Origin of the sequence: Roseateles saccharophilus (genome assembly GCF_004342485.1) — a bacterium.
Classification (GTDB): domain Bacteria; phylum Pseudomonadota; class Gammaproteobacteria; order Burkholderiales; family Burkholderiaceae_C; genus Pelomonas; species Pelomonas saccharophila.
This window is the reverse complement of the sequence record NZ_SMBU01000007.1, coordinates 1-25,390: the sequence shown is the minus strand read 5'-3', so window position 1 is coordinate 25,390 and position 25,390 is coordinate 1. Positions and strand designations below refer to the sequence as shown.

The 25,390-nt window shown below is 72.6% G+C and carries 21 protein-coding genes; 10 read left to right on the top strand and 11 right to left on the bottom strand.

The annotated features are described in order from the left end of the window. Nucleotides 1–77: 77 nt before the first annotated feature. The 4 genes from EV671_RS07805 (at nucleotide 78) to EV671_RS07790 (ending at nucleotide 3,496) form a co-directional block, all read left to right on the top strand. A complete protein-coding gene (locus EV671_RS07805; protein ID WP_132570746.1) occupies nucleotides 78–1,511 on the top strand; it encodes a peptide MFS transporter in 1,434 nt (477 codons plus the stop codon). Between the two features lie 17 nt (nucleotides 1,512–1,528). Continuing rightward, nucleotides 1,529–1,975 carry a hypothetical protein gene (locus EV671_RS07800; protein ID WP_132570745.1) on the top strand — a complete coding sequence of 149 codons (447 nt, stop codon included), beginning with the start codon at nucleotides 1,529–1,531 and terminating at the stop codon, nucleotides 1,973–1,975. A 21-nt stretch (nucleotides 1,976–1,996) separates the two neighbouring features. Further along, nucleotides 1,997–2,665 carry a glutathione S-transferase family protein gene (locus tag EV671_RS07795; RefSeq protein ID WP_132570744.1) on the top strand — a complete coding sequence of 223 codons (669 nt, stop codon included), beginning with the start codon at nucleotides 1,997–1,999 and terminating at the stop codon, nucleotides 2,663–2,665. 147 nt (nucleotides 2,666–2,812) lie between these two features. Beyond that, nucleotides 2,813–3,496: a class I SAM-dependent methyltransferase gene (locus tag EV671_RS07790; RefSeq protein ID WP_132570743.1), complete on the top strand. Its 684-nt coding sequence runs from the start codon at nucleotides 2,813–2,815 to the stop codon at nucleotides 3,494–3,496. Between the two features lie 9 nt (nucleotides 3,497–3,505). Here the strand turns inward: EV671_RS07790 and EV671_RS07785 are convergent, their stop codons facing one another. The 4 genes from EV671_RS07785 to EV671_RS07770 form a co-directional block, all read right to left on the bottom strand. Next, nucleotides 3,506–4,084 carry a hypothetical protein gene (locus EV671_RS07785; RefSeq protein ID WP_132570742.1) on the bottom strand — a complete coding sequence of 193 codons (579 nt, stop codon included), beginning with the start codon at nucleotides 4,082–4,084 and terminating at the stop codon, nucleotides 3,506–3,508. A 2-nt stretch (nucleotides 4,085–4,086) separates the two neighbouring features. Continuing rightward, a complete protein-coding gene (locus EV671_RS07780) occupies nucleotides 4,087–5,100 on the bottom strand; it encodes a hypothetical protein (RefSeq protein WP_132570741.1) in 1,014 nt (337 codons plus the stop codon). Beyond that, the gene (locus tag EV671_RS07775; protein ID WP_132570740.1) at nucleotides 5,097–5,621 is read right to left on the bottom strand and encodes a (2Fe-2S)-binding protein; all 525 of its coding nucleotides are present in this window, start codon (nucleotides 5,619–5,621) and stop codon (nucleotides 5,097–5,099) included. The genes EV671_RS07780 and EV671_RS07775 overlap by 4 nt, the downstream gene beginning before the upstream one ends. Before the next feature lie 74 nt (nucleotides 5,622–5,695). After that, entirely contained in the window at nucleotides 5,696–8,530 is a 2,835-nt protein-coding gene (locus tag EV671_RS07770; protein ID WP_132570739.1) for a xanthine dehydrogenase family protein molybdopterin-binding subunit, read from the bottom strand. 214 nt (nucleotides 8,531–8,744) lie between these two features. Here EV671_RS07770 and EV671_RS07765 point away from each other — a divergent pair, with 214 nt between their 5' ends. Then, nucleotides 8,745–9,566: an alpha/beta hydrolase gene (locus EV671_RS07765; RefSeq protein ID WP_132570738.1), complete on the top strand. Its 822-nt coding sequence runs from the start codon at nucleotides 8,745–8,747 to the stop codon at nucleotides 9,564–9,566. Here EV671_RS07765 and EV671_RS07760 read toward each other — a convergent pair. The 4 genes from EV671_RS07760 to EV671_RS07745 form a co-directional block, all read right to left on the bottom strand. Continuing rightward, nucleotides 9,553–12,657 carry a ligand-binding sensor domain-containing diguanylate cyclase gene (locus EV671_RS07760; protein ID WP_132570737.1) on the bottom strand — a complete coding sequence of 1,035 codons (3,105 nt, stop codon included), beginning with the start codon at nucleotides 12,655–12,657 and terminating at the stop codon, nucleotides 9,553–9,555. The genes EV671_RS07765 and EV671_RS07760 overlap by 14 nt on opposite strands. A gap of 108 nt (nucleotides 12,658–12,765) precedes the next feature. After that, complete coding sequence (locus EV671_RS07755) at nucleotides 12,766–13,443, bottom strand: ABC transporter ATP-binding protein (protein WP_132570736.1); 678 nt, start codon at nucleotides 13,441–13,443, stop codon at nucleotides 12,766–12,768. A 2-nt stretch (nucleotides 13,444–13,445) separates the two neighbouring features. Further along, a complete protein-coding gene (locus EV671_RS07750) occupies nucleotides 13,446–14,723 on the bottom strand; it encodes an efflux RND transporter periplasmic adaptor subunit (RefSeq protein ID WP_132570735.1) in 1,278 nt (425 codons plus the stop codon). Next, nucleotides 14,720–17,194, bottom strand: coding sequence for an FtsX-like permease family protein (locus EV671_RS07745; protein WP_132570734.1), 2,475 nt, complete (start codon nucleotides 17,192–17,194; stop codon nucleotides 14,720–14,722). The genes EV671_RS07750 and EV671_RS07745 overlap by 4 nt, the downstream gene beginning before the upstream one ends. Nucleotides 17,195–17,339: 145 nt before the next feature. Between EV671_RS07745 and EV671_RS07740 the strand changes: the two genes are divergently transcribed. The 3 genes from EV671_RS07740 (at nucleotide 17,340) to EV671_RS07730 (ending at nucleotide 20,693) form a co-directional block, all read left to right on the top strand. Beyond that, nucleotides 17,340–18,635: a sigma-54-dependent transcriptional regulator gene (locus EV671_RS07740; protein WP_132570733.1), complete on the top strand. Its 1,296-nt coding sequence runs from the start codon at nucleotides 17,340–17,342 to the stop codon at nucleotides 18,633–18,635. A gap of 28 nt (nucleotides 18,636–18,663) precedes the next feature. Next, nucleotides 18,664–19,863 carry a sensor histidine kinase gene (locus EV671_RS07735; RefSeq protein ID WP_243655634.1) on the top strand — a complete coding sequence of 400 codons (1,200 nt, stop codon included), beginning with the start codon at nucleotides 18,664–18,666 and terminating at the stop codon, nucleotides 19,861–19,863. A 98-nt stretch (nucleotides 19,864–19,961) separates the two neighbouring features. Further along, a complete protein-coding gene (locus EV671_RS07730; RefSeq protein WP_132570731.1) occupies nucleotides 19,962–20,693 on the top strand; it encodes a response regulator in 732 nt (243 codons plus the stop codon). A gap of 145 nt (nucleotides 20,694–20,838) precedes the next feature. Here EV671_RS07730 and EV671_RS07725 read toward each other — a convergent pair whose 3' ends face one another. Further along, on the bottom strand, nucleotides 20,839–22,170 hold the full coding sequence (locus tag EV671_RS07725) for an MFS transporter (protein WP_165917500.1): 1,332 nt from the start codon (nucleotides 22,168–22,170) through the stop codon (nucleotides 20,839–20,841). 83 nt (nucleotides 22,171–22,253) lie between these two features. Between EV671_RS07725 and EV671_RS07720 the strand changes: the two genes are divergently transcribed. Together EV671_RS07720 and queE are read left to right on the top strand one after the other, a co-directional pair. Next, entirely contained in the window at nucleotides 22,254–23,348 is a 1,095-nt protein-coding gene (locus EV671_RS07720) for a 6-carboxytetrahydropterin synthase (protein WP_132570729.1), read from the top strand. Beyond that, nucleotides 23,345–23,974, top strand: a complete 630-nt coding sequence (gene queE / locus EV671_RS07715) for a 7-carboxy-7-deazaguanine synthase (RefSeq protein WP_132570728.1) — start codon at nucleotides 23,345–23,347, stop codon at nucleotides 23,972–23,974. The genes EV671_RS07720 and queE overlap by 4 nt, the downstream gene beginning before the upstream one ends. A 17-nt stretch (nucleotides 23,975–23,991) precedes the next feature. Here queE and EV671_RS07710 read toward each other — a convergent pair whose 3' ends face one another. Together EV671_RS07710 and EV671_RS07705 are read right to left on the bottom strand one after the other, a co-directional pair. Then, entirely contained in the window at nucleotides 23,992–24,414 is a 423-nt protein-coding gene (locus EV671_RS07710; RefSeq protein ID WP_243655633.1) for a cupin domain-containing protein, read from the bottom strand. Nucleotides 24,415–24,524: 110 nt separating this feature from the next. Further along, nucleotides 24,525–25,256: a DUF1223 domain-containing protein gene (locus EV671_RS07705; protein WP_165917499.1), complete on the bottom strand. Its 732-nt coding sequence runs from the start codon at nucleotides 25,254–25,256 to the stop codon at nucleotides 24,525–24,527. Between the last annotated feature and the right edge of the window lie 134 nt (nucleotides 25,257–25,390).

Below are 25,390 nucleotides of genomic sequence, written 5' to 3'. Positions count from 1 at the left end.
GCGCGGGCGACTGCGCATTGCCAGCCGGGCCGGACGCGGGGACAGTCGCAGCTTTTGCCAACCTCACCGGGATTGCCTTGACCTCCGCCACCCTGACCGCGGGCCGCGCCGACGCCACAAGCGACACGCGCGCCCGCCACGACCGCGCCTTCCTCGGCCACCCCGCCGGCCTCGGCTGGCTGTCCTTTTGCGAGCTGTGGGAGCGCTTCAGCTACTACGGCATGCAGGCCCTGCTGGTGCTCTATCTGGGCAACTACCTGTTCCTGCCCGATCACATCGGCAACGTGGCCGGCATCGGCACGCTGCGCGCGGCCATCGAGAGCGTGACCGGCCCGCGCTCGACGCTGCAGCTGGCCTCGGCCGTGTTCGGCCTGTACACCGGCTTCGTCTACCTCACGCCCATCTTCGGCGGCCTGCTGGCCGACCGCGTGCTGGGCCGCACGCGCACCGTCGTGCTGGGCGCGCTGCTGATGGCGCTGGGCCACTTCCTGATGGCCTTCGAGGCCGCGCTGCTGCCGGCCCTCGGCTGCCTGCTGCTGGGCGTGGGCTGCTTCAAGGGCAATATCGCCGCCCAGGTGGGCGACCTCTACGCGCCGGGCGACAAGCGCCGCGCCAGCGCCTTCCAGATCTTCATGCTGGCCGTGCAGATCGCCGTCATTGCCGCGCCCATCGTCTGCGGCACGCTGGGCGAGAAGGTGGCCTGGCACTGGGGCTTCGGCGCCGCCGGCGTGGGCATGCTGCTCGGCCTGTTCGTCTACCTGGGCGGGCGGCGCTACCTGCCGCCCGAGGCACCGCGCAAGGCGGCCAAGGCCGAGGCCGAAGTGCAGCCTCCGCTGGGCCGCCGCGGTGTGCTGCAGGTGGTGCTGCTCGTGGCCATCCTGCCGCTGCTGATGCTGTCCATCGTCGGCAACCAGCAGTTCAACAACGCCTACCCGCTGTGGTCGCAGAAGTTCATGGACATGTCGGTCGGCGGCTTCGAGGTGCCGGTGACCTGGCTGCAGGCCGTGGACGCGACGGTCAGCTTCATCACGATGCTGGGCTCCATCGCCTTCTGGCGCTGGTGGGCCACGCGCCGCCGCGAGCCCGACGAGGTCGCGAAGATCGCGCTGGGCTGCTTCCTCGCGGCCGGTGCGCCCGCGCTGCTGCTGATCCCGGCCCTGTCCATCGAGGCCGGCGGCGCCAAGATCAGCATCCTGTGGACCTTCGCCTACACGTTGGTCAACGACATCGGCTTCGCCAACATCCTGCCGGTGGGCCTGGCGCTGTACTCGCGCGCCGCGCCGCGCGGCCTGCAGGGCGTGATGATCGGCATCTACTACCTGCACCTCTTCCTCGGCAATATGTTCGTCGGCTGGCTGGCCGGGCTGCTGGAGGTGCTGCCGGGTTCCAAGTTCTGGCTGCTGCACGCCGCGCTGGTGGCCGGCGCCGGGGTGGGCATGCTGCTGGTGAAGCTGCTGTTCGGCCGCCTGCTGGCGCCGGACGAGGACGCCGCCAGCGCCCAGGCCGCATAAGCCCGGAACGGGCCGGTATGGACGACGCCCTCGACCGCCTGGCCCGCGAACTGTCCCTGGATACGCCAGCGCGCGAGGGCCTGCGGCTGCGTTTCGGCCTGGCCTGCGCGCAGCGCGTTCACCACCTGCTCGAAGACCCGGCCGTCGTCGCCTGCCTCGACGTGCTGGCCCGCTTTGTCGCCGGCCACGCGTCACGCGAGGAACTGGACGCGGCAGCGGCCGAAGCCGCGCGGCTGGCCAACCACCACCCGGGCTCGCGCTCGCTGGACGGCGTGGGCCATGCGGCCGTGTCGGCCTCCTATGCGGTCGCCAACGCGCTGGCCGGCCGGGCGCTGCGCGCCGCCGAATACGCGGCCTATGCCGCCGTCTACGGCGGGGGTGGCTACGGCGCCGTGCAGCAGCGCGAGTCCTTCCAGCCCGAGTTCGACTGGCAGCGCGCCGAGCTGGCCCGGCTGGCGGCGTAGCGCCTGCCTACACTGCGCCGCATGATCACCGTCCATCACCTGAACAACTCGCGCTCGCAGCGCGTGCTGTGGCTGCTCGAAGAGCTCGACCTGCCCTACGAGATCAAACACTACCAGCGCGATGCCAAGACCTCGCTGGCGCCGCCCGAGCTGAAGCGCGTGCACCCGCTGGGCAAGAGCCCCGTCATCACGGACGGCGCGCTGACGGTGGCCGAGAGCGGCGCCATCCTGGAGTACCTGGTGGACAAGTACGGCCAGGGCCGGCTCAAGCCCACGAACGAGCAGGACCTGCTGCACTACCGCTATTACATGCACTTCGCCGAGGGCTCGGCGATGCCGCCGCTGCTGATGAAGCTGGTCTTCAACAAGATCAAGCGCGCGCCCATGCCCTTCTTCGTCAAGCCCATCGCCAAGGGCATCGCCGACAAGGTGCTTTCCAGCTTCGTGCAGCCCAACATCGACGCGCAGCTGCAGTTCCTGGAGAGCGAACTGGCCGCACGGCCCTGGCTCGCCGGCGCCGATTTCTCGGCGGCCGACGTGCAGATGAGCTTCCCGCTGGAGGCCGCCGCGGCGCGCGGCGGGGCGATGGACGGCTACCCGAAGATCAAGGCCTTCCTGGAGCGCATCCATGCGCGGCCGGCCTACCAGCGCGCGCTGCAGCGCGGCGGGCCCTACAGCCTGATGAGCTGAGCCGCCTACACTGCCCCGGGGCTGCGCGCTGCGCAGCCTTCCCCGTCTTGCCCCGCCGGCCTGTCGCCCGGCCGCTGTGAACCGCAGCGGCGCTGACCTCCCCGTGTCGCATCGCGATTCATCACGCAGGTCATCCGAAAGGGGCCCATGCCCGGCTACGACGTCAAGGTCCAGACCCTCGCCATCGGCGGCGCGGCGGACCTTCAGATCCGCTCCCTGCTCGACCACCAGCAGTTCGCCGACCCGGCGGGCGCCGCCGCGGCGCTGGGCATCTCGTCCGCGCAATGGCCGCTGTTCGGCCAGGTCTGGCCCTCGGGCCTGCACCTGGCCGCCGCGATGGCCGTGCGGCCCCTGCCCGAGGGCGAGCGCATCCTGGAGATCGGCTGCGGCCTGGCCCTGGCCAGCCTGGTCTGCCACCGCCGCGGCGCCGAAGTCACGGCCAGCGACATCCACCCGCTGGCCGGCGCCTTTCTGCTGGAGAACCTGCGCCTGAACGAGCTCGCGCCGATGCGCTACTGCCACGGCGACTGGGGCGAGGACGCCGCGCTGCCCGGCAGCGGAACGCCACGCGTGCAGGGCCGCTTCGACCTCATCATCGGCAGCGACGTGCTCTATGAGCGCGACGACGGCGGCGCGCTGGCGGCCTTCATCGAGAAGCACGCGTTGCCACGCTGCGAGCTGCTGATCGTGGACCCGAACCGCGGCAATAGAGGGGCGTTCTGCAAGCGGATGGCGGGGTTGGGGTTCGAGTTCAGCGAGACGCTGCTGAGTGCGGAGGCGGGGAGGCCGGACTACCGGGGGCGGTTGATGAGGTTTGTGAGGGCGGCCTGAGTTGATGTCTCAATCGCCCAGCTCTTCCAAATATGCAGCCATCGTCACAGCCGATTCGATGTAGCTCAGCACTGCGCCTTGGGCGAAATTCGCATCTGCCGAATGCACGGCTTCATTTCTCAGCCGTCTGAGCTTTTCGAATATTCCTAGCTGCCGCGGTCGCAACAGGCCACCTTTCTGCAATCTTTGCATCAGGTGTTGAGGCCCTGGCACTGCAGGTGCGCTACCCAAACCAGTTCTTTGGATGGCATCCGCCGCGGCGGACTCCACCAACAACCAAGCTTCCAGGATTGCAGCTCGAGGCGCCAGTCCCGCCAGCGTCGTCAGTCTCTCTTGCGCATCTGACCGAGTAGCTAGACCGATCTTCAGATCTAGCTTCGGTGCGTCCTGAGGGACGACTTCTTTGACCTCGGCGGCCAACTGCTTCGTCGCTTCCCCGAACTCAAGTTCGACATCCTTGTACTTCAGCTTTCGCAGGGAGCTGGCAATCTGAGGCAACTCCTTGCGGACCATCCAGAGCAGTGCAATCAGCGTGGCCGGCCATGCCAGCGCTTCAATGATCTTGCTTATGAACGTAAGCCAGTCCATTGCTACCTCTCCCTGGTCAATCGCTTCTGCGATTTGGGTCCGTATTCCACCATCATGCACCCCGCCCCCTGTGGGTCCTCGCAGCAGGCCGCCAGCCGCTTCAGGCTCTCGTTGAACTGCTCGTCCCACTGCGCCTTGCTATGCAGATTGCCCGGGCTCATCCAGTGCGATTGCGGGAAGCGCCTGGACCACTCGTCGCCGCCCTGCTGAGGCGCATTGCCGGTGGACTGCTGCATCGCGACCTGGCAGGAGTTCATATTGCCCATGCGGTGGCAGGCCGTGCAGCTGTTGCCGCGCGTCGTGATGCCGAAGGCCTTGAGCCTGGCCCAGGCCTTCTTGAAGTCTTCGCCGATGGCCTTGGGCTCGTAGAAGCCGAAGGGGTCGCCGGGCAGTTGGGTGGTCTGCGCGATATAGGGCGAATACATGAAGGGCCCGCTGTCGTGGCAGTTCACGCAGGCGGGCTGGCTCCACGCGACCTGATGGGGCGTCTGCCAGACCTTGTCGGCCGGCAGGGCCTTGACGCCGTCGGGGCTGGCGGCCTCGGCCTTGCGCGTCAGCCTGCTGGGCGACGGCACCCAGCGGCCGTCGATGCCGCTGGCGGCGGTGAGCGGCGGCGCGGCCTTGGCCGTGAACCAGCAGGTCTTGCCGGTCTTCAAGCTGTGGGAGATGACGTTGATCTCGTCGAACAGCAGGCTGCCGGCCGGCCGGGCGAGCTGCTTGCGACAGATGGCGCTGATCTGCGCGGTCTTGTCGTCGCGCAGCACCAGGGCCCGGCTGCCGGGCACGCATTGGCTTTGCGCGTCGGCCTGGGGCAGCAGCGAGGGGCGGTCGCAGCGCTGGGGCGCGGTGTCGGCCGGCACCGGCCGGCCATCGACGGTGATGGGGATCTCCTGGCCGGCCATGCAGTTGAAGGCCGGGATCTCGCTGACCTGCTCGGCGCATTGGCGGCCGTAGTCGAACAGGGTCTCGGCGTGGGCTGCGCCGCACAGCGCCAGCAGCAGCAGGGCTCGTCTCATGCGACCACCAGCCCTTTCTCCGCCAGCACGACGGCGCGAATCGCCTGGTGGTAGCGGGCGTAGCCGGTGCAGCGGCAGATGTGCTGGCCCACCGCTTCTTCGATGGCGGCGTCGAGCTGCTCGCGCCTGATCGGCTTGGCGCGCAGCCGGCCGAGCAGCATCTCGGTGGCCATGACGAAGCCGGGTGTGCAGTAGCCGCACTGGAAGGCGAAGTGGTCCAGGAAGGCCTGCTGGACCTTGCTCGGTTGCGCCATGCTGCCGGTGCCTTCGACGGTGGTGATGGACTGGCCCTGCAGCAGCGCGACGGGCGTGGAGCAGGCGAGCATCGGTTGCGCCTGGCTGCCCGGCTGCCGGCGCGCGCTCACGGTGCAGGCCTTGCAGACGCCGATGCCGCAGCACAGGCGGGTGCCGGAAAGGCCGAGTTCCTCGCGGAGGAAGTCGATCAGGGGGAGATCGGTGGGGACTTGGGTGTCGACGGGGGTGCCGTTGACGTGGAATTGGACGGGGACGAGGTCGGTCATGGCTTGGCGCCTTTGGTTTGATGCGAGGAGTGGTGCCGGGAGTTCGCCCCGGCGGGGCCCGGCCTGAATGGCGCTCATGCCAAAGCCCTCCCGATATCCGCCGCAGTGATCGGCAGACTCCGAAACCTCTTCCCCGTCGCATGCGCAATCGCATTCCCGATCGCCGGCGCAATCGGGCACAGCACCGCTTCCGCTATCCCCTTCGCCGTCGGCTCCTCACTCGGCAACGTCGTGATGTTCAGCCGCCCCAACGGCACGTCTGCGCTCAGCGCGACGTGATAGCGGTCCAGGTTCCAGCGCCCGTCGCCCGCGCCGCCCGCCTCCAGCGGCAGGTTCTCCAGCAGCGCATAGCCGATGCCCATCGCGACGCCACCCTGGGCCTGGCCCATCAGCAGGTCGGGCTGCAGCACCTTGCCGGCATCGACCATCAGCTCCACGGCAACGACCCGCGGCTCAAAACTCCCGGGCCCGATCTCTACGGCCACCAGCACGCCCGACGGCGCGTACAGGCTGCGGCCGTAGAGCCCGGCCGCGGGGTTGGGCGGGATGACGTCCTGGCGCAGCAAGGGCTTCCACGCCGCCTGGCCGCCAGCGCGCAGCGACAGCCCGTCAATGGGCAGCAGCAGCGGCGGGCCGGCGGGCAGGTCGTAGGTGGCCGACACCCAGGCACCCTCGTACAGCCCATGCACCATGGCCGCGCCCGTCAGCCCGGCCTGGTGGACCTTGGCGGCCAGCACGTGCAGCGGCAGCGGCGCCAGGCCCGGGGCGACGAGCCGGCCGGCCTCCCAGCGCGTCCTGCCCTGCAACTGCGCCAGCGGCACGCCCCAGATCGCGGCGGCGGCCGGCAGCAGGCCGGTCTCGAACAGCACGCGGCTGGCCTGCTCCGTCACATGGACCTGGTGGAAGGCCGTCAGGCAGGCGCTGCTGGACATCGCGAAGCCGGCGGTCCAGTCCGGCTTGCTCCAGTCGCCGCCCTTGTAGGTGCTCACGTCCAGCGCGTTGAAGCTGCCGACGTCGCCCATGACGATGTCGTGGGCGTTGCGGCCCAGCCAGCCGGCGGTGGAGATGGCCAACGTCGTCGCCGAGCCGTTGCCCATGTCCACGCAGTTGCTGCGCACGGTCAGGCGCCCGGTGGCGTCCAGCGACACCTCGGCCATCACGCCGTCCTTGCCGGTGCCATAGGCCTGGTTGGCGAGCGCAAAGCCGACGCCGTAGCGCACGCCCTCGCGGGCCTTGCGCGCCTTGACCGCCTCGCGCTCGCGCCACAGCGGCTGCTCGCGCGCGCGGCGGCAGATCTCGCGCAGCGTCATCGCCTGGGTCAGCGGCGCGCCGGTGATGGTGCGGTCGCCCTCGCGCAGCGCATTGATCTCGCGCAGCGCGATCGGGTCGCGCTGCAACGCCACGGCCACCTCGTCCACCAGGGTCTCGACGGCGAAGCTGGCCTGCGGCCCGCCGAAGCCGCGCATGGAGCCGGCCACGACGCCGGTGCTGGGCTGGGCGATGGCGTCGACATAGGCCTGGCGGATGTCGTAGCCGCTGAGGCCGCAGTAGGCGGCCAGCATCGCGACGAACTGGCTGTAGTTGTTCTGGCCGCCCGAGGGCAGTACCTGCTGGCTGCCGAAGGCGAGGAAGCGGCCGCTCCTGCGGTCCACCGCGATGCGCTGGCCGATGTGGCTGGCGAGCTGCTTGAGCCCGCTCTGGAACTGCTCATAGCGGTCCTGGGCGATGCGCACCGGGCCGTCCGCCAGCGCGGCCGTAACGGCCAGCAGCGGCGGGAAGGTGGACACGTCGCGCCCGCCGAAGCCGCCACCGGGGTAGCAGGAGTTCAGCACCACGGTCTTGGCCTGGATGGGGCAGCCGCTGCCGAACATTGCCAGGCTGTCGCCCGCGTCGCCGTTGGTGGCCTGGGTGCCGAGCACGAGGTGCAGCGTGCCGCTGCCGGCGCCGTCCAGCCAGGCCAGGCCGGCCTCGGGCTCCATGAACATCGGGTCCAGCACCTGGGTGCTGTAACTGCCGCCGAGCTGCAACACGGCGGGGTCGGGCGTGGCCAGCGTCGCATCAATGCGCTCGCGCAGCGCCCTGGCGGTGCTGTTGTAGGGCTGAGCCTTGGAGTCCGGCGCGAAGGGGTCGGACTCGCAGCCCAGCTGCACCTGCGAGAAGGGCGCGACGCCCGCGGCCTCGTAGCGCGTCAGGTAGTTGACCGGGCTGTAGGCCTTGGCCTGGGGCGGCGGCGGTGGCGGCGCCCCCGTCTTCACGACGCCGGGCTCGAACTGCAGCGCGCGCCTGGCGCGGCGGCAGGCATTGGCGTCGGCGAAGACCAGGATGGCCACGGCCTGGCCGCGGAACTGCGGCGCCGCGCCCACCGGCACCAGCAGTTGCCTGACGCCGTCGGCGCCCTCGGTGGAGAAGGGCAGGCTCAGGTTCAGCGAGGCCAGGTCGCGCTGCGGCCAGGGGAAGCCGGCCAGCGGCGTCTGCGTGATCGTCAGCAGCGGCTCGGCCCCGGCCTCGGCCAGGCGAGCCAGGTCCAGGCCGGCGAACGCGAGGCCGGGCCGCGTGGCGCGCAGGATCATCGCGACGCGCTCGGCGCGCGGCCAGCCCGGCATGTCGGCGGCGCGGAAGTCGCGCGCATAGATCTTCTGGCCCGTGACCTTGGCCAGGCCGTCGATGCGAAAGCGCGCCTTGCCCGGCCCGGCTGACCAGTCGGGCGCACCCGGCGGCATGTGCGGCTGGGTCGGCGTGCCCTCGGGCTGCGGGCGGGCGCCGGGCAGCTTGAGGGCCGGCGGCTTGAAGGCCAGCGCCAGCTCGTGCACCAGCAGCGTGGCCGCCGCCGCGCCGCTGCCGATGACGCGCCGGCGCGTCAGCTGGAATGGCCCGTCCGTCTGCAGGGTCGCCTGCGGGGTCTGTGACACGCCTGCCTCCCATCCTTGCGATGGGGGCGGAGTGTGTCACCACGGCGCCGGGCGGAGACAGAGGGTCAAGCCGGATTCGCGCCGGGATTTGCTCTCGGCACGTCAGCCGGTGGATCGGCAGCGCTGCGCGCAGGGGCGCGGGTGACGAGCAGCAGGGCACCAGAGGTTCGGATAGGGTGGGCAGCTCCACGCAAAGAGTGCTCCGCACGCCACCATGCAACGCCGCCTGCTGCTGACCCTGCCCCTGCTCCCCTGGCCCGCGCTGGCGGCCGGCTCCACGGCCCTGCCGAACGTGCGCGTGCTGCCCGAGCCGCTGCCCATGCCGGGCCTGGGCCGCAGCCGCACGCTGCGCCTGTGCCTGCCGCCCAGCTATGAGCGCGAGCCGCAGCGGCGCTACCCGGTCGTCTACATGCACGACGGCCAGAACCTGTTCGACACGGCGACCAGCTATGCCGGCGAATGGGGCGTGGACGAGACCTGCGCCGCGCTCGCGCAGGAATCCGGCTTCGAGGCCCTCGTCGTCGGCATCGACAACGGCGGCCCGCATCGCAACACCGAGATGGCGCCCTACGACCATGCCGAGCTCGGCAGGGCCGAGGGCCCGGCCTACCTGGACTTCATCGCGCGGACGGTCAAGCCCTTCATCGACGCCGGCTGGCGCACCCGGCCCGGGCGCGAGCACACGGCGCTGATCGGCAGCTCGCTGGGCGGCCTCATCAGCCACGCGGCCCTGCTCTGGCATGGCGGGGTGTTCGGCCGCTACGGTCTGTTCAGCCCGTCCTACTGGGCCGCGCCACAGCTGTTCGACGCCACGGCCGCGGCCAGGCTGCCGGCCGATACGCAAGTGCACCTCTACGCCGGCGGCCGCGAGGGCGGCAGCATGCTGCCCCTGGCCGAACGCATGCACGCGCTGCTGGCCAGGCAGTTGCCGCCCGCGCGGCTGAGCCTGCATGTCGCGCCCGAGGCCGGCCACAACGAGGCCGCCTGGCGGGCCGAGCTGCCGGCGGCGCTGAAAACGCTGTTCAGGCCGGGCTGAGCGCGCCGTCGCCGACGGTGCTGCGCACGACGTCCAGCCGGGTTTCGCGCAGCCAGCCGTCCGGGCCCCCGGGCGCCTCGCGCGGGCTCAGACCCCGGGCGCTGACGGCGCCCACATAGCCGTCGCGGCCCTGGGCCTTGGCGGCGTAGAGCGCCGAGTCGGCCAGGCCCAGGCAGGCGCGCCAGTCCCACAGACGCGGCTGGCGCGGGTCCAGCGGGAAGGCGCTGAAGCCGATGGACACGCTGACCTTCACGCTCGCGCCGGGGCCGATGTCGAAGGGCCGGTCGCGCACCGCGGCGCAGACGCGCGCGGCCAGCTCGGCGGCGTCGCGGCGCTCGGTCTCGCGCACCAGCACGAGGATCTCCTCGCCGCCCCAGCGCACCAGCGAGTCGGTGTCACGGAAGACGCTGCGCAGCCGGTCGGCCAGCTGCACCAGCACGGCGTCGCCGGCCGCGTGGCCGTGCTCGTCGTTGATGCGCTTGAAGTGGTCCAGGTCCAGCAGCATCAGCAGCAGGTCGGCAGCGGGGCCGGGGCCGTCGCCCGTGCCCTCGTAGCCGGGCTGCTCGAAGCGGCGCAGGCACAGGCGCAGGTCGTCGTCCAGGCGCAGCTCCAGATAGCGGCGGTTGCGCAGGCCGGTGAGGGCGTCGGTCAGGCTCAGCTCGCGCAGCTCGGCGGTGCGCTCGTCCACCAGCGCGCGCAGCTCGGCCTCGCGCAGGCGCAGCGAGCGCGTGCGCCAGCGCATCCAGGCCCAGATCGCGGCCAGCGCCAGCAGCACGCCGGCGGCGCGCGCCCAGGCCGTCTCCCACCAGGCCGGCAGCAGCTCGACGGGCAGCTGCAGCTGGCCGGCGCCCCACAGGGTCTGGTGGGCCGTGGCCCTGACCTGCAGCGTATAACGGCCGGGCCTGAGCGGGCCGAAGCTGGGGTTGCGGGCGCTGGCGTCCGCGCTGGTCCAGTCGTTGTCCAGGCCGACGAGGCGGTACTGGTAGCGCAGCCGCGCGGGGTCGGCGAAGTCCAGCGCGGCGAACTCCACGCCCAGGCTGCGGGTGCCGGCCGGCAGCCTCAGGCCCGGGTGCAGCGCCGCCGGGCTGTAGGGCTGGCCGTTGACGCGCAGCGCGCTGATGACCAGCGGCGGGCTGGCCGGCGCCGCCGCGAAGGCCTCGGGCAGCACGCGCAGCAGGCCGCGGCTGCCGCCGAACAACAGGCCGCCGCCGGGCAGCTCGGTGCTGGCGAAGAACCAGTAGCTGCCGAAGCTCGCACCCTCGGCGCTGCCGAAGCTGTCGACCCGCCCACTGCGCGGGTCGTAGACATTGATCTGGCTCCAGATGCGGCCCTGGCCGTCCTCGTGCAGGTTGCCGCCGAAGGAGCCCTCCAGGCCCAGGCGCTCGCTGACGCGCTCGAAGCGCGCGCGGCCCTCGGCGTCCCAGCCGCGCAGCCGGTGCAGGCCGCCGACGGCCGTGTCCACCCACAGGCTGCCGTCGCGCCCCCACAACAGGCCGACGACGATGGGGCTGGCCAGCGCCTCGCCGGGTGCCTGCGGCACGGCCTCGGGCCGGCCCTGGCCGGCGCGCACGCGGAAGAAGCCCTGCTGGCCGCCCAGCCACAGTTCGCTGCCGGGCGCCTCGACGAGGGCATGGATGCCGCCGTGCAGCGGCCGGCCGTCGGCCAGCCCGACCCGCTCCAGCGCAGCGGCCTCGGGGCCGGCCAGCCGGTACAGGCCCTCCTGCGTGCCGACCCAGACCTCGCCGCCGGTGCGAACCAGCAGGCGCTGCGCCCGCCCGCCGTCCAGCGCCCAGTCGCGCAGCAGCCGGCCCGAGGCCGCACGGTGCTCCAGCCGACCGGCCGCGGCCATCCACAGGCTGCCGTCGCCGGCCTCGGTCATGATCTCGACGACCGTGCCGCGCTCGCGCGGGAACACGCCCAGCGTCTGCAGCTCGCGCCGGCCATCCAGGCGCACCACCTGGCCGTGCTGGGTCGCGCCCAGCACTTCGCCCGCATGCCCGCCCTGGCGCAGCGTCAGCACGGCGCGCACGTCGGCATCGGCCAGCGGGCTGCCGGGCTCGAGGTCGGGGCCGCGCACGGCCAGCGCCGGGTGGAAGAGGTGGCGCTGCAGGCCCAGGCCGTAGCCGCTGACCCACATCGCGCCGCTGTGGTCGCGCAGCAGGCGGCTGATGTCGTTGCCGGCCAGGCCCATCACGCGGCGCGGGTCGTGGGTCAGCCGCGCCTCGACGGCGCCGTCCGACGGGTTCACCCACAGCAGGCCGGTCTTGGTGCCCACCCACAGCCGGCCGTCGACCGCCTCGGCCAGCGCCTGCACCGGCGTGCCCAGGGCCTGCAGCCAGCGCACGCGCTCGCCCTCCACGACGCCCAGCCGCCCGTCCTGCGTGCCCAGCCAGACCCGGCCGCCGCGGCCCTCGGCCAGGGCCAGCACGGTCGCGCTGGCCGGCAGGCCGCCCTCGGCGGGCAGCGCCAGCGCCTCCCAGCGCCCACCCGGGCGCAGCCGCGAAAGGCCCTGCCAGTGGCCGGCCCAGACAGTGCCGTCGGCGCCGATCTGCAGCGCCAGCACGCGCTGCTCGGGCCTGCCGTCGACGTCCAGCGCCTGGGCCTCGAAACGCTTGGAGGCCGGCAGCCAGCGGTACAGGCCCTGGCCGACGGTGCCGACCCAGACGGCGCCGTCGGCCGCGGTCGCCAGCGCCCGGATCGGCGAATGCGGGCCGCCTCCGCCGGCCGGGCTGCCGAAGGTTTCGACACGGTCCTGCTCGGGGTCGTAGGCGGCCAGGCCGAGGATTTCCGTGCCTATCCACATGCGCCCGTCGGCGCCGGGCGCCAGCGCGCGCACCCAGCCCAGGCTGCGCTGCGACGGGGCCTCCCGGGCCAGCTCGATGGGCCGCAGCCGGTAGCCGTCGTAGCGGGTCAGGCCCCGGGCCGTCGCGACCCAGATGAAGCCGGCACGGTCCTGCGCCACCGTCGGCACCGAGTTCAGCGGCACCGTCACGCTGCGGAACTGCACCTCCAGCGGACTGCCACCCGCGCGGGCTGCGACCAGCCCGAACGCGAGGGCCAGGCCCGCAAGGCCACGAATTAGGGGGTGCATGGGCCGGAATGCTAAGGGCCGGATGTGGCAGCTCCGGTCCGGCAGGGCTTTCGGCAGGGGCGGCGGTGCCGACTACGACACGCTCGCCCCGACAAACGTGCTGCGGCTTCAGGCCGCCATCGCGTCCACCACCACCCGCCCGTCCAGCAGCCGCAGCGTGCGCGAAGCCTGGGCCGCATGCTCGGGCGAGTGGGTGACCATGACCAGGGTCGTGCCCTCGGCATTGAGCTCGCGCAGGATGCGCATGACCTCGGCGCCGTGGGCGCTGTCGAGGTTGCCGGTGGGCTCGTCGGCCAGCAGCAGGGCCGGGCGCGCGGCGATGGCGCGGGCGATGGCCACCCGCTGCTGCTGGCCGCCGCTGAGCTGGCTGGGCCGGTGGCCGGCGCGGTGGGCGAGGCCCAGGCGCTCCATGACCTCGGCGACGCGCTCGCGGCGGGCGCGGGCCGGCAGCTCACCGTATTCCAGCGCCAGCGCGATGTTCTCGGCCACGCTGAGGTCGTCGATAAGGTTGAAGCTCTGGAACACGAAGCCGATGCGGCCGCGGCGCAGCGTGTTGAGCCGCTTCTCGCTCCAGCCGGCCACATCCTGGCCGTCGAACCAGTATTCGCCGCCAGAGGGCGCGTCCAGCAGGCCGAGGATGCCCAGCAGCGTGGACTTGCCGCAGCCCGAGGGGCCGGTGATGGCGAGGTATTCGCCGGCCTCGATGTCGAGGTCCAGGCGGTCCAGCGCCGTGGTCTCGATGTCACCGGTGCGGAAGGTCTTGGTCAGGTGGCGGAGCTTGAACATGGTCAGTCTTGCAGTCTCAAGGAAGTGGCGTTGAGGAAGGGCCGGTAGCTGGACACGACAGCGCGCTCGCCAGGCTGCAGGCCGCCGAGCACCTCGACGACGCCGGCGGCGCGGCGGCCGAGCTTGAGCTCGCGGCGCCCGGCATGGCGGCCGTCGGCGTCGAGCACGAAGGCCCAGGCGCCGCCGGTGTCGGCCGTGAAGCCGCTGTCCTGCAGCAGCAGGGCGGGGCCGGGCCGGCCCAGCGTCAGCCGGGCGTCCAGGCCCTGGCCGGCCTGCAGGTCGGCGGGGCCGGCGCCGTCGAAGCTCAGCTCGACACTGAAGCGGCCGTCGCTGACCTGGGGGTCGATGCGCGACACGCTCAGCGCGAACTCGCGGCCGTCACGCTCCAGCGTGCCACGCAGGCCTTCATGGACGCGGTCGAGGTGGAATTCGTCGATGCGCGTCGTCAGCTTGAAGCGGCCGCTGCTGTCGATGCGCGCGATGCGCGTGCCGGCCTGCACGCTCTCGCCGAGCTGCAGCGCGAAGCCGGTCAGCCGGCCGGCCACCGGCGCGCGCACGGCCAGGCCGTCGCTGGCGGCGCGCAGCGCCGCGAGGCCACGCTCCAGCTCGGCCACGGCGCGCTCCATCGCGCGCACCGACTGCCCGCGCGTGGCAAGCTCGGCATCGCCATCGGCCCGCAGCTGGGCCAGCAGGCGCTGCGCCTGGGCCAGCCGGTCGGCAGACTCCTCCAGCGCGGCCGGCGACACGAAGCCGGTGGCCGCCAGCGCCAGGTTGCGCTCGTGGGCGCGGCGCGCCCGCTCCTCCTCGAAGCGGCCCTGGGTCAGCTCGCGGCGCTGCTGGGCCTGGGCCGCGACGAAGGCGGCGCGGAAGGTGGCGAGATTGGCGAGCTGCTGGGCGGCTTCGCTGGAGCGCTGCATCAGCTCCTGCGCACGCTGGCTGCTGTTCAGCACGAAGAGCAGCTGGCCGGCCTCGACCTGGGCGCCATCCTTCACCAGCACCTGCTCGACGCGACCGTTCTCGGCGGCATCCAGCAGCACGGTGTGCAGGGGCTGCACGCTGGCGCGCGTGACGAGCACGTCGTCGAACACGCCCCGGCGTGCGGCAGCGATGTCCACATCCCCCAGCGCCACCGGCAGGCCGCGCGGCAGCCTCTGCCAGGCCAGGAAGGCCAGGCCGGCCACGGCAGCGGCGGCCAGCGCGCGCCAGACCCAGGACGCGCGCCGCGGCGGCAACGCGCGGTCCATGCGCGCGCCACTGGTGGCCGACAGGACAGTGCTCATCCCTGTAAAGCCTGGGCAGGCCGCAGCGCGAAGGCCGCGAACAGATGTCTCAGCACGGCCAGCACCGTGACGGCGACCAGGGCTGCTGCCGCAATCGCCAGCGGCCCGAGGCCGAAGGGGCCCATGTCGGCGCGCTCGACGAACTGGCCCAGATAGGCCTCGGCCAGCCAGCCGGCCAGCGGCAGCGCGATAACGCAGGCCAGGCCGACGACGAGGCCGAACTCGCGCGCCAGCAGCCGCGCCACCGCGCCATGGCCGGCGCCATGCAGCTTGCGCAGCACGATCTCGCGTTCGCGGCGGCGCAGCGTGTGGGCCGCCAGCGCATAGATGCCCAGGGCCGACATGAACAGGGCCAGCGCGCCGACGACGGCGACGAGGCGGCCCAGGCGAACGTCCTCCGCGATCCTGCGGGCCTGCTGGTCGGCCACGCTCAGCACCTGGGGCGACTCCTCGGGCAGCACCTCGCGCAGCAGCGCGGCCAGCTTCGCGCGCGTGGCGGCCGGGTCGCGGCTGTGCAGGCTGATGACGCCGCCGCGCATCTCGCTGCGCGGGCGCAGCACATTGGGCACGTGGGCGCTGCGCGTGTCCTCGAGCCGGATGTCGGCGATGACGGCGGCCACCGTCGCGGGCTTGCCGCCGTAGTACTGCGAGTTCGTGCCCAGCGTGCGGCCGACGGCGCTCTCGGGCGGGCTGAAGCCCAGAGCCTGCGCGGCACTGCGATCCAGCACGACGGCGTCGGCCTCGGCCGCGTGGTCGGGCGACAGGCGCCCGGCCAGCACGCGCACGCCGTAGACCTGCAGCCAGCCGGGCGTGAACTCCAGGCTGGTGCGCAGGTTGACGGGCTGGCCCGACACGCCCTTGAACTCGGAGTAGTAGGACGCGAAGTCGCGCCCCGGCACGTCGCTGCTGGCCGCCGCAGCCTCGACCTCGGGCCAGGACTTGATGCGCGCCAGCAGCGTGCGCAGCTGCGCCGGCTGGATCTCCCAGGGCAGGTCGAAGGCCAGGCGGTCCTGCACCGCGAAGCCCCGCTGCAGCGCGCCGGCATGGTGGTTCTGCCACAGCACGACGGCCGTCATCGCCGTGAACAGCGCGGCCGCACCGAACTGCAGCAGGGTCAGGCCGCGGCGCAGCCAGCGGCCGGCGGCGCCCTCGCTGTGGCTGCGCCCGGCCAGGGACGCGGCCGGCTGCACGCGCTGGGCAATCAGCGCCAGCGGCAGGGCGCTGCTGGCCGCGACGACGACGGACAGGCCCAGCACCAGCGCGAGGCCGGCCGGGGCCAGCACGGCCGCGTTGAACTCGTGCGCCATCAGCGAGGCGACGACCGGCGTGGCCCACCAGGCCAGCAGCAGGCCCAGCGCGCCGGCCAGCAGCGCGACGACCCAGGCCTCGACGAAGAACTGCGCGGCCAGGGCCGCTGCGCCTGCGCCCAGCGACTTGCGCAGCCCGATCTCGCGCTGGCGCCTGAGCGTGCGCACGCTCCACAGGTTGATGAAGTTGATGACGGCCATGGCCAGCACGCTGGCCGCGGCGGCGCCGAGGGCGCCCATCTGCAGCAAGCGCAGCGGGCTGCCGGCGCCCTGCAGCGGACGATCGCGCATCGGCATCGCGCGCAGGTAGGCGAACTTGCCGCCACCCTTCAGGAAGTCGGCCGGCAGGCCCGGCGGGATGGGCTGGCGGTCCAGCAGCTGCTGGGCCAGCGCGCCCATGTCCTCGGCCCGAGCGCCGGGCTGCAGGCGCGCATACAGGTGGCCGGCGCCCAGGGCCCAGCTGCTCTCCTGCTCGACGAAGGCCTTGGCCGCCGGCGCGTTGAAGCCGGTCAGCGCGTCATAGGCCTCCAGCGCCGCATGCGGGTTGGGCGTGGGGATAAGGGCCAGCACGGTCAGCGTCACGTCGACCTTGCGCGGCTCGGCTTCGCCGTACATCGCGACGGCCGCCGTCAGCTGGCGGCCGATGACCTGGGTCGTGCCGAACAGCTTCATCGCGCCGGCCTCGGTCAGCGCGATGCCCTCGGGGCTGGCCATGGCGGCGGCCAGGTCGCCGGACAGGGCCTTGAGCGCGAACAGCTCGCGGATGTCGGGGTCGGCCAGCAGCGTCCACAGCCGCGCATGGCGCTGCGTGCCGGCGGCATCAGTGGCGCGGGCCGGCAGCGGCACGTTCAGTGCCCGCGTCATCGGGCCCAGCGGCGCGCCGGCCTCGCGCAGCCCCGCGGCCAGCGGCGTGGCCGGCACGTCGGGAAACCATTCGGTCGTGATGCCACCGGGGCCGCGCACGCGCCACTCGAAGGTGAGCATGCGGTCGATCTCCGGCAGGCCGGCGTCGGCCCAGAGCTTGTCGCGGACCATGGCCGCGGCCAGCAGGGCGAGCGCCAGGCCCAGGGCCAGGCCGAGGACGACGAGGGCGGCGGGTCCGGGCTCGCCGCGCAGCTGCCGCCAGGCGCCGCGCCAGGCGGTGGAGGAGAGGAGCAGGTTCATGGGCCAGGCTTGGTGCAAGAGCCGGGCCATGCCCGTCTCCCTGGGAGACGCGGCGGCCAGTGTCCACTTGCGGACAGCCGGACTGTCCGCTTCCGGACACCGCCTTGCCGGGGCGGACAACGGCCGCTTAGAGTCGCGCCCTCTGATGAGCGGCATCCTGATCCTCGACGACGACCCCGACGTGGCCCTGGCCGCGCGGCTGGCGCTGCGCAAGCTCGGCGCCGTGAGCGTGCGCCATCAGCCGCGCGAGCTGGCCGCCGCACTCGACGAGATGGCACCCGACGTGCTGCTGCTGGACATGAACTTCGCGCCCGGCGCCAGCGACGGCGCGGCGGGCCTGGCGTTGCTGCGCGAGGTGATGGCACGCCGCGATGCGCCGACCGTCGTCGTCATGACGGCCTATGCCGAGGTCGAGCTGGCCGTGCAGGCGCTCAAGGGCGGCGCGGTGGACTTCATCACCAAGCCCTGGACCAACGAGCGCCTCGTCGCCTGCGCGCAGGCCGCGCTGGCGCGCCGCGCGCCGGCGCCCGCCGCGGGCGAGCTGCTGGGCGAGTCGGCCGCAATGCAGTCGCTGCGTGCGCAGATCGCCCAGGTCGGCGTCAGCGAGGCCAGCGTGCTCATCCTCGGCGAGAACGGCGTCGGCAAGGAGCTGGTGGCGCGCGCGCTGCATCGTGCATCACGGCGCGCGACCGGGCCGCTGCTGGCCGTGGACATGGGTTCGCTGCCCGAAGCCCTCGTCGAGAGCGAGCTGTTCGGCCACCGCCGCGGCAGCTTCACGGATGCACGCGAGTCGCGCCCGGGGCGCTTCGTCGCGGCGGCCGGCGGCACGCTGTTCCTCGACGAGATCGGCAACCTGCCGCTGGGCAGCCAGGCCAAGCTGCTGGCCGCGCTGGAGCGCCGCGAGGTGACGCCGCTGGGCAGCGACAGGCCCGTGGCCGTGGACGTGCGCGTGCTGGCCGCCACCAATGCACCCGAGGCCGAGCTCTTCGACCCGCGGCGCTTCCGGCCCGACCTGCTCTACCGCCTCAACACCGTGGTGCTGCGCGTGCCGCCGCTGCGCGAGCGCGGCGCCCAGGACATCGCGCTGCTGCTGCGCCACTACCTCGCCCAGTTCGCCAGGGCGCGCCCCGTCGAGCTGGGCGCCGATGCGCTGGCGCGGCTGTGCGCCTACCGCTGGCCCGGCAATGTGCGCGAGCTGCGCCAGGCCTGCGAGCGCGCGATGCTGCTGGCGCGCGGGCCGGTGCTCGGCTGGGAGGACTTCGGTCTGACGACGGCGGTGCCGAACCCGCCCGCCGAAGCGGGGCTGGACCTGGCCCAGCGCGAGCGCGAGGCCGTGCAGCAAGCGCTGGCCCAGGCCGACGGCAATATCAGCCAGGCCGCCAGGCTGCTGGGCCTGAGCCGCGCGGCGCTGTACCGGCGGCTGGACAAGCATGGTCTTTGAGACCGGACCGAAGACAAGCCGCGACGGCTTGTCTGACGCCGGTCGAAGGGCCGGCGGCCTGCATGCCGCCGGCCATGACCGCACCCGCGTCGCTTTGGCCTCGGTCGCGCTGGCGGCCAGTGCCGCGGCCGGCGTCGCCACGCTGGGTTCGCCGCGCGCCCTGGTCGCCTGCGCGCTGGCGGCCCTGGCCTCGGCCGCCCTCGGCTGGACAGCCTTGGCACGCCTGGCCCGGCCGCGCGAACCGCTGCCACCCGACCCGCTGCCCGCGCCGCGGCCCGACCTGGACGCCGCGCTGGAGCACGCGCCGCTGGCGCTGTGGCGCCTCGTTGCCGGGCAGGCACCCTTGCCCCTCAACGCCGCGGCACGCCGCCTGATCGCGCCGGGCCGCGCGGTGGAGCCTGCCAGCCTGCTCGCGCTGCTGGACGCCGGGCCGGGCCGGCGCATCGTCACGCTGCCCACCGAGCACGGCCAGGAGCGCGCCGTGCTGGCCGTGTCGGCGCTGACCGTGCAGGGCCAGGCCTGGCGGCTCGCGGCGCTGGCGCCCATCGAGTCGGAGCTGGAAACCGAGACCCTGGTGGCCTGGCGCCAGCTGGTGCAGGTGCTGACCCACGAGATCATGAATTCGCTGACGCCCATCGCCTCGCTGGCCGCCAGCGCGCCGGCCCTGCTGGAGGCCGGCGAGCCTGCGGAGCTGCAGGCGGCGCTGGCCGCGCTGGCGCGGCGCGCGGCCCATCTGCAGGGCTTCGTCGAGCGCTACCGCAGCGTCAGCCAGCCGCCCGCGCCGACGCTGGCCGACACGCCGCTGCTGCCGCTGCTGCAGGCCGTGCAGCGCCTCGTCGCGCCGGCCTGGGGCGCGGCGGGCGGCACGGTGGACATCGACGTCGAGCCCGCCAGCCTGGCCCTGCGCACCGACGCCGGCCAGCTGGAACAGGTGCTCATCAACCTCGCCCAGAACGCACTGCAGGCCTGCACCGGGCGGCCGGCGCCGGCGCTGCGCATCGAGGCCCGCCTGAGCCGCGGCGCGCGGCTGCGGCTGACGGTGGCCGACAACGGCCCGGGCGTGCCGCCGGGGCTGGAGGCGCGCATCTTCACGCCCTTCTTCACGACCCGCGAAGGCGGCAGCGGCGTGGGCCTGGCCGTCGTGCGCCAGTTGGTGCACGGCCTGGGAGGCACGGTGCGGCACGCCAAGCGGCCGGGTGGCGGGGCTTGTTTCGTACTGACCTTCTGAACTGTCCGGCCTGCGCCTCAACTGCAGGCACGCCCCGGCATTCCTCGGTGGTGCGGCCCGGTGACGGGTGTTAGGCTGCCCGCGTTTGCACGTCGGGGATGGAGATGCTTCAGGAGTTGCAGGAGTTGTTGGGCGCGTACTTGATGCCGGTGCTGATCGCAGTGCCGCTGGCCATCATCGTGCTCATCGCCGCCTTCAAGCGTGACGACTACCGGCCGTCGCGCGACTACGCACCGCCACCGCGCCCACCCGTACCACCGCAGGCCCCGCGCGCGGCCCAGCCGCCCGTCGAACTGCCGCCGCTGCCGGTCGACCCCAATGCCGGCCCGAGCATGGCCAGCGCCTTCGTCATGGCGCCGTCGCCCATGCAGCCGCCGCAGCCCGCGCCGGTCATCCCGGAGGGTCCGCCCGCCATCCTGGTGGCCGACGACTCGGCCGTCGTGCGCACCAAGCTCAAGCGGCTGCTGGAAGGCGCCGGCTTCGTCGTGCTGCAGGTCAACGACGGCAACGAGGCCCTGGCCGAGCTGGAAGCAAAGCCCGAGATCGCCGTGCTGATCACCGACCTGGAGATGCCCAACAAGGACGGCTTCGAGCTGATCGCCGACGTGCACGGCAGCCTCGCGACCGAGGACCTGCCCGTCATCGCCATCACCGGCCACGACGAGCTGCACGGCCGCGTGGGCCAGATCGAGGGCGTCTACGGCATCTTCAAGAAGCCCTGGAGCGACCGCGAACTGCTCAAGCGCGTGCAGTCGCTGACGCATCTGCGCTCGGCCGCCTCGCGCCGCGCCCGCCGCGCGACCGACCAGCGCCCGCCGGCCAGCGCCTGAGCCAGTCCACCTCCCGCGATATTCCGGGCCGAGCGCCGGGCCGCCCCCCAAGCCGGCCCGCGTGGGCGATGTGCTTGCGGTTCAACGCCGCAAGCATCGCCGCCTCCTCGGGGGGCGGCCCAGCGTACCCGCTGAGCCGGGGGCTTCAATCTCGTTGCGCTCTTGGGCTGACCAGGGTCGCCACGATCACCAGCGCCAGCGCCATCAGCAACACCGGCAGGACCTGGCCCGTGGCGGGATCGAACAACAGGCCGGCGCCGGCCAGGGCGGCGCTGCTGGTCAGCGCGTCGCTGAGCTGCAGCGCCGAGGTGTTGCTGCCCTGGCTTTCCGGCGGCGACAGCTTGAGCAGCAGCACCGACAACATCGGGAAGGACAGGCCGATGCCCAGGCCCACGGTGGACCAGCCCGCCAGCACCAGGCCCGAGGGCAGGGCGGCGAGCAGCGGCGCGATGACGACGAGCAGGCCCAGTGCCGTCAGCCCGAAGCCGCCGGGCAGCAGCAGGCGGCGCTGCTCGGCCCGGCTCACGCGGGCCTGCAGTGCGCTGCCGATGCTCCAGGTCACGGCGCCCGCGCTGAGCGCGATGCCGGCCTCGGTCAGGCTCCAGCCGAAGCGCCGGGTCACGAGCAGCGGCAGGAAGGCCTCGGCGCTGGCGAAGGTGGCCGCGATCAGCCCGCGCAGCAGGATGACCGAGGGCAGGCCGCGTGCGGCGCGCAGCGCGCCGGCCGGCAGCAGCGGGCGCGCGGCGAGGCCGGCCAGGGCGAGGCCGGCGACGAACAGCAGGGCCGCGCCGGCGCCGGCACGCTGGCTGGCCGCATGCAGCATCAGCACGCCCAGGCTGGCGAGCAGGGCCCAGCGCATCGCGCCCCAGCGCAGCGCCTCGCCGCTGCCCGTGCCCACGCGCCGCAGCGAGGGCAGCATGGCCGCGGCCGCCACCGGCACGGCTGCCGCAACGGCCAGGAAGACCGCGCGCCAGCTCACGGCCTGCACGAGGAAGGAGGCCAGCGCCGGACCGACGAGGCCGGGCACCACCCAGGCGCCCGCAAACATCGCGAACAGCTTGGGATGCAGCTGCTGGGGCACGACCTGGCCGACGCCGACATACAGCGTCACGCCCAGCACGCCGCTACCCAGCCCCTGCAGGCCGCGGCCCAGCACCAGCCAGGGCATGGACGGCGCAAAGCCCGCCAGCAGCAGGCCGGCCAGGAAGGACGCCAGCCCGGCGAGCGCGGCGCTGTAGGGGCCGCGCCTGTCGCAGAGCTGGCCCGCGGCCGTCATGCCCAGCACCGAGGTCGCCAGCGTCGCGCCGAAAGCCAACGCATAGAGCGGCAGGCCGTCCAGTGCGGTGGCCACGGCCGGCATCGCGGTGGCCACGGCGATGGACTCGAAGGCCAGCATGGAGATCAGCGCGACGGCGCCCGCGCAGGCGGCACGACGGCCGGGGGCGAAGAGGGCGGTGTCGGCCGTGGAAGCGGGCATGGAGGTCAACATTTTGGGGAGCCTAGAAGCTCAAGCCCACTTCAAGTCAAGCGGGTATCGAAGGCCGAGGGGACAATCGGGCCATGTCCCTTTCCGTGTTGCACTGTGCCTCAGCCGGCTTCGAGTCGGCCTGCCGCATCCCTGCCCTGCCCGCCTCGCACCGCAGCCATGGCCTGCATGGCCACAGCTATTTCGCCACTGTCCGCTCGGCGCTGCCGGCCGGCTGGGCCGCCTTCCCCGGCGGCGAGGTGGAGGCGCTGCGTGCGCGCATGGCCGACACCGTCGCCCCGCTGGACCACGCGCTGCTGAACGACCACCTCGCCGAGCCCACCGACGAAAACCTGGCGCGCTGGGTGCGCAGCCGCCTGGCCGTGCCCGGCATCGCTCAGGTCGGCGTGCAGAGCACCCCGCACAGCGGCGTCGACCTCGATGGCGCCGGCCACGCCCATGTGTGGCGCCGCTACCGCTTCCAGGCCGCCCACCAACTGCCCCATGTGCCCGCCGGCCACCAATGCGGGCGCATGCACGGCCATGGCTTCGAGGTCATCCTGCATGCGAACGCCGACCTGGGCGAGCGCGACCTGTCCATCGACTACGACCATCTCGACGAGGTCTGGGCGCCGCTGCATTTCGAGCTGAACTACCGCTGCCTGAACGACATCCCGGGTCTGCAGAACCCGACCAGCGAGAACATCTCGGCCTGGTTGTGGCAAAGGCTCAAGCCCGAGCTGCCCGAGCTGAGCTGGGTGACCGTCTACGAAACCGGCTCCAGCGGCGCCAACTTCAACGGCCAGAGCTACCGCATCTGGAAGGAGATGACGCTGGACAGCGCCGTTCGCATGCGCCACGCACCCGCGGGCCACCCGCTGGCCGGCATCCACGGCCATACCTTCACATTGAGGTTGCACCTGGCCGCGCCGCTGGACCAGGTGATGGGCTGGACCGTGGACTTCGGCGACGTGAAGCGCCTGTTCAACCCCATCTTCAAGCGGCTGGACCACCACCCGCTGTTCGAGATCGCCAACTTGCCGGATGGCGACGCGGCGAGCCTGGCCGCCTGGGTGCTGCGCGAGGGCGGCGGCGTGCTGCCGCAGATCGACCGCGTGGATCTGTACGAAACGCGCGGCTCGGGCGCCATCGTCAGCCGCGCCGACTCCGAAGAACTGATCCCCGTATGACCTATTCCGTCAAAGAGCTGTTCTACACGCTGCAGGGCGAGGGCGCCCAGGCCGGCCGCGCGGCCGTGTTCTGCCGCTTCGCCGGCTGCAACCTCTGGACCGGCCGCGAGCAGGACCGCGCGACCGCAGTCTGCAATTTCTGCGACACGGACTTCGTCGGCACCGACGGCGAGGGCGGCGGCAAGTTCGCGACGGCGCAAGCGCTGGCCGACACGATCGCCAAGGCTTGGCCGGGTGGTGGAAAACCGTATGTCGTCTGCACCGGCGGCGAGCCGCTGCTGCAGCTGGATGAACCGCTGATCGACGCGCTGCACGCCCACGGCTTCGAGGTCGCCGTCGAAACCAACGGCACGCAGCCCGCGCCCAAGGGCCTGGACTGGATCTGCGTCAGCCCCAAGGCCGACGCGCCGCTGCTGCTGACCTCGGGACACGAGTTGAAGCTCGTCTACCCGCAGCCGCTGGCACAGCCGGAGCGCTTTGCCCACCTGGACTTCCAGCACTTCTTCCTGCAGCCGATGGACTCGGTGCTCAAGCGCGAGCACACCCAGGCGGCGGTGGACTACTGCATGACGCACCCGCAATGGCGGCTGTCGGTGCAGATGCACAAGGTGGTGGGAATCGCCTGACCGAGGCCGCAGGGCCATCAGTCGACCAGGACGATGTCGTCCTTGGCCTGCGGCGGGATCTTGATCACGATGGCCTTGACCGGGCCGGCCGTGACCAGGGTGCCGGCGTGCGGCGTGCCGCGCGGAATGATGATGAGGGTGCCGGGCTTGAAGTCCTTGCGCTCCCCGCCCAGCCACATCGCGCCGCTGCCTTCGACGATGTACTGGATTTCGTCGCTGTGCCTGTGAATATGCTTAGGCACGTTGCCGGACTGGATGCCGACCGTGGCGTTGTCGGTGACGACCAGCGTCTTCGCACGCAGCTCCGGGCTGGCCGTACTCGGCAGCGCTTCATGGTTGAGCGCCGTCAGGTCGATCATCATCGGCGACAGTGGCGCGGCTTCGGCATGCGCTTCGGGGACAAGCTGGCGCAATTGCGGCGACACCAGGATTCCGGCCATGAAGGCCGCACCGAGGGCAAGGCTGGACGCAACGACGTTAGATCGCATGGCGGTTCTCCTTTCAGGGCGCTTCGCGCAGAACCATTCTGCGACTGGACGCATCAACGCCCTCAGCAGCCCATCTCCACCGCCTGCAGCACCGCCCCGTCCCGCGCATCGGTCGCCACGGCAATCCAGCGGCTGGCATGGCCTGGTTCACCGGCGCTCACGGGCACCATCCACTGCGCAGGCGCACGGCCATCCCAGGCCGGCAGCCGCGCGTAGTCGCGCACGACGCTGTCATGGTTCAGCGTCTCGCCACGGTTCTCGCCAGCGCGGACGCGACTCTGGTGGCCGTCCTCCACACGCGCCCACCAGACCTGGATGTGCGCCGGTGCGCCGGCGAGGGCCTCGGCGCTCAGGTGCAGCTCGCCATTGGCCATGCGCGTCCATGCCAGCCGCACGCGGGCCGGTTCGCTGGACGGCGCCGGCAGACTGGCGCCGCGCCAGTCGCGCCCGTTGACGACGATCTGCGGCGTGTAGGCATAGCGCGAGCCGTTGACGCCCACGCCCTGCTTCTGGCGCTCGGTGTAGGCCGGGCTGGAGAAGCGGTCCGGCCAGCCCAGGCCGTTCCAGTAGTCGACATGGAAGGCCGCGGCGATGACGCCGGGCCGGCCCTTGAGCGAGCTCAGCCAGCGGTCGGCCGGCGGGCAGGAGGAGCAGCCCTCGGAGGTGTAGAGCTCGACGACTCGCGGTACGGCGGCGCCGCTCTGCACGGTGACGCCGGGGCAGGTCTGGGCCGACACGAGGGCGGGCAGGGCCAGAGAGAGCAGAGAAAGCAGGAAAGGGTGGAGCAGCTTCATGGGAACTGAGTCGCCGCCACCCGGCTCAACCTGACAGTCATCGGGATAGGGGCCGGCCATTGACGGCCGAACCCCTCCCACACCACCCGGCATGCGGGTCCGCACCGGGCGGTTCGAGAAGTTGAGGTCATGAG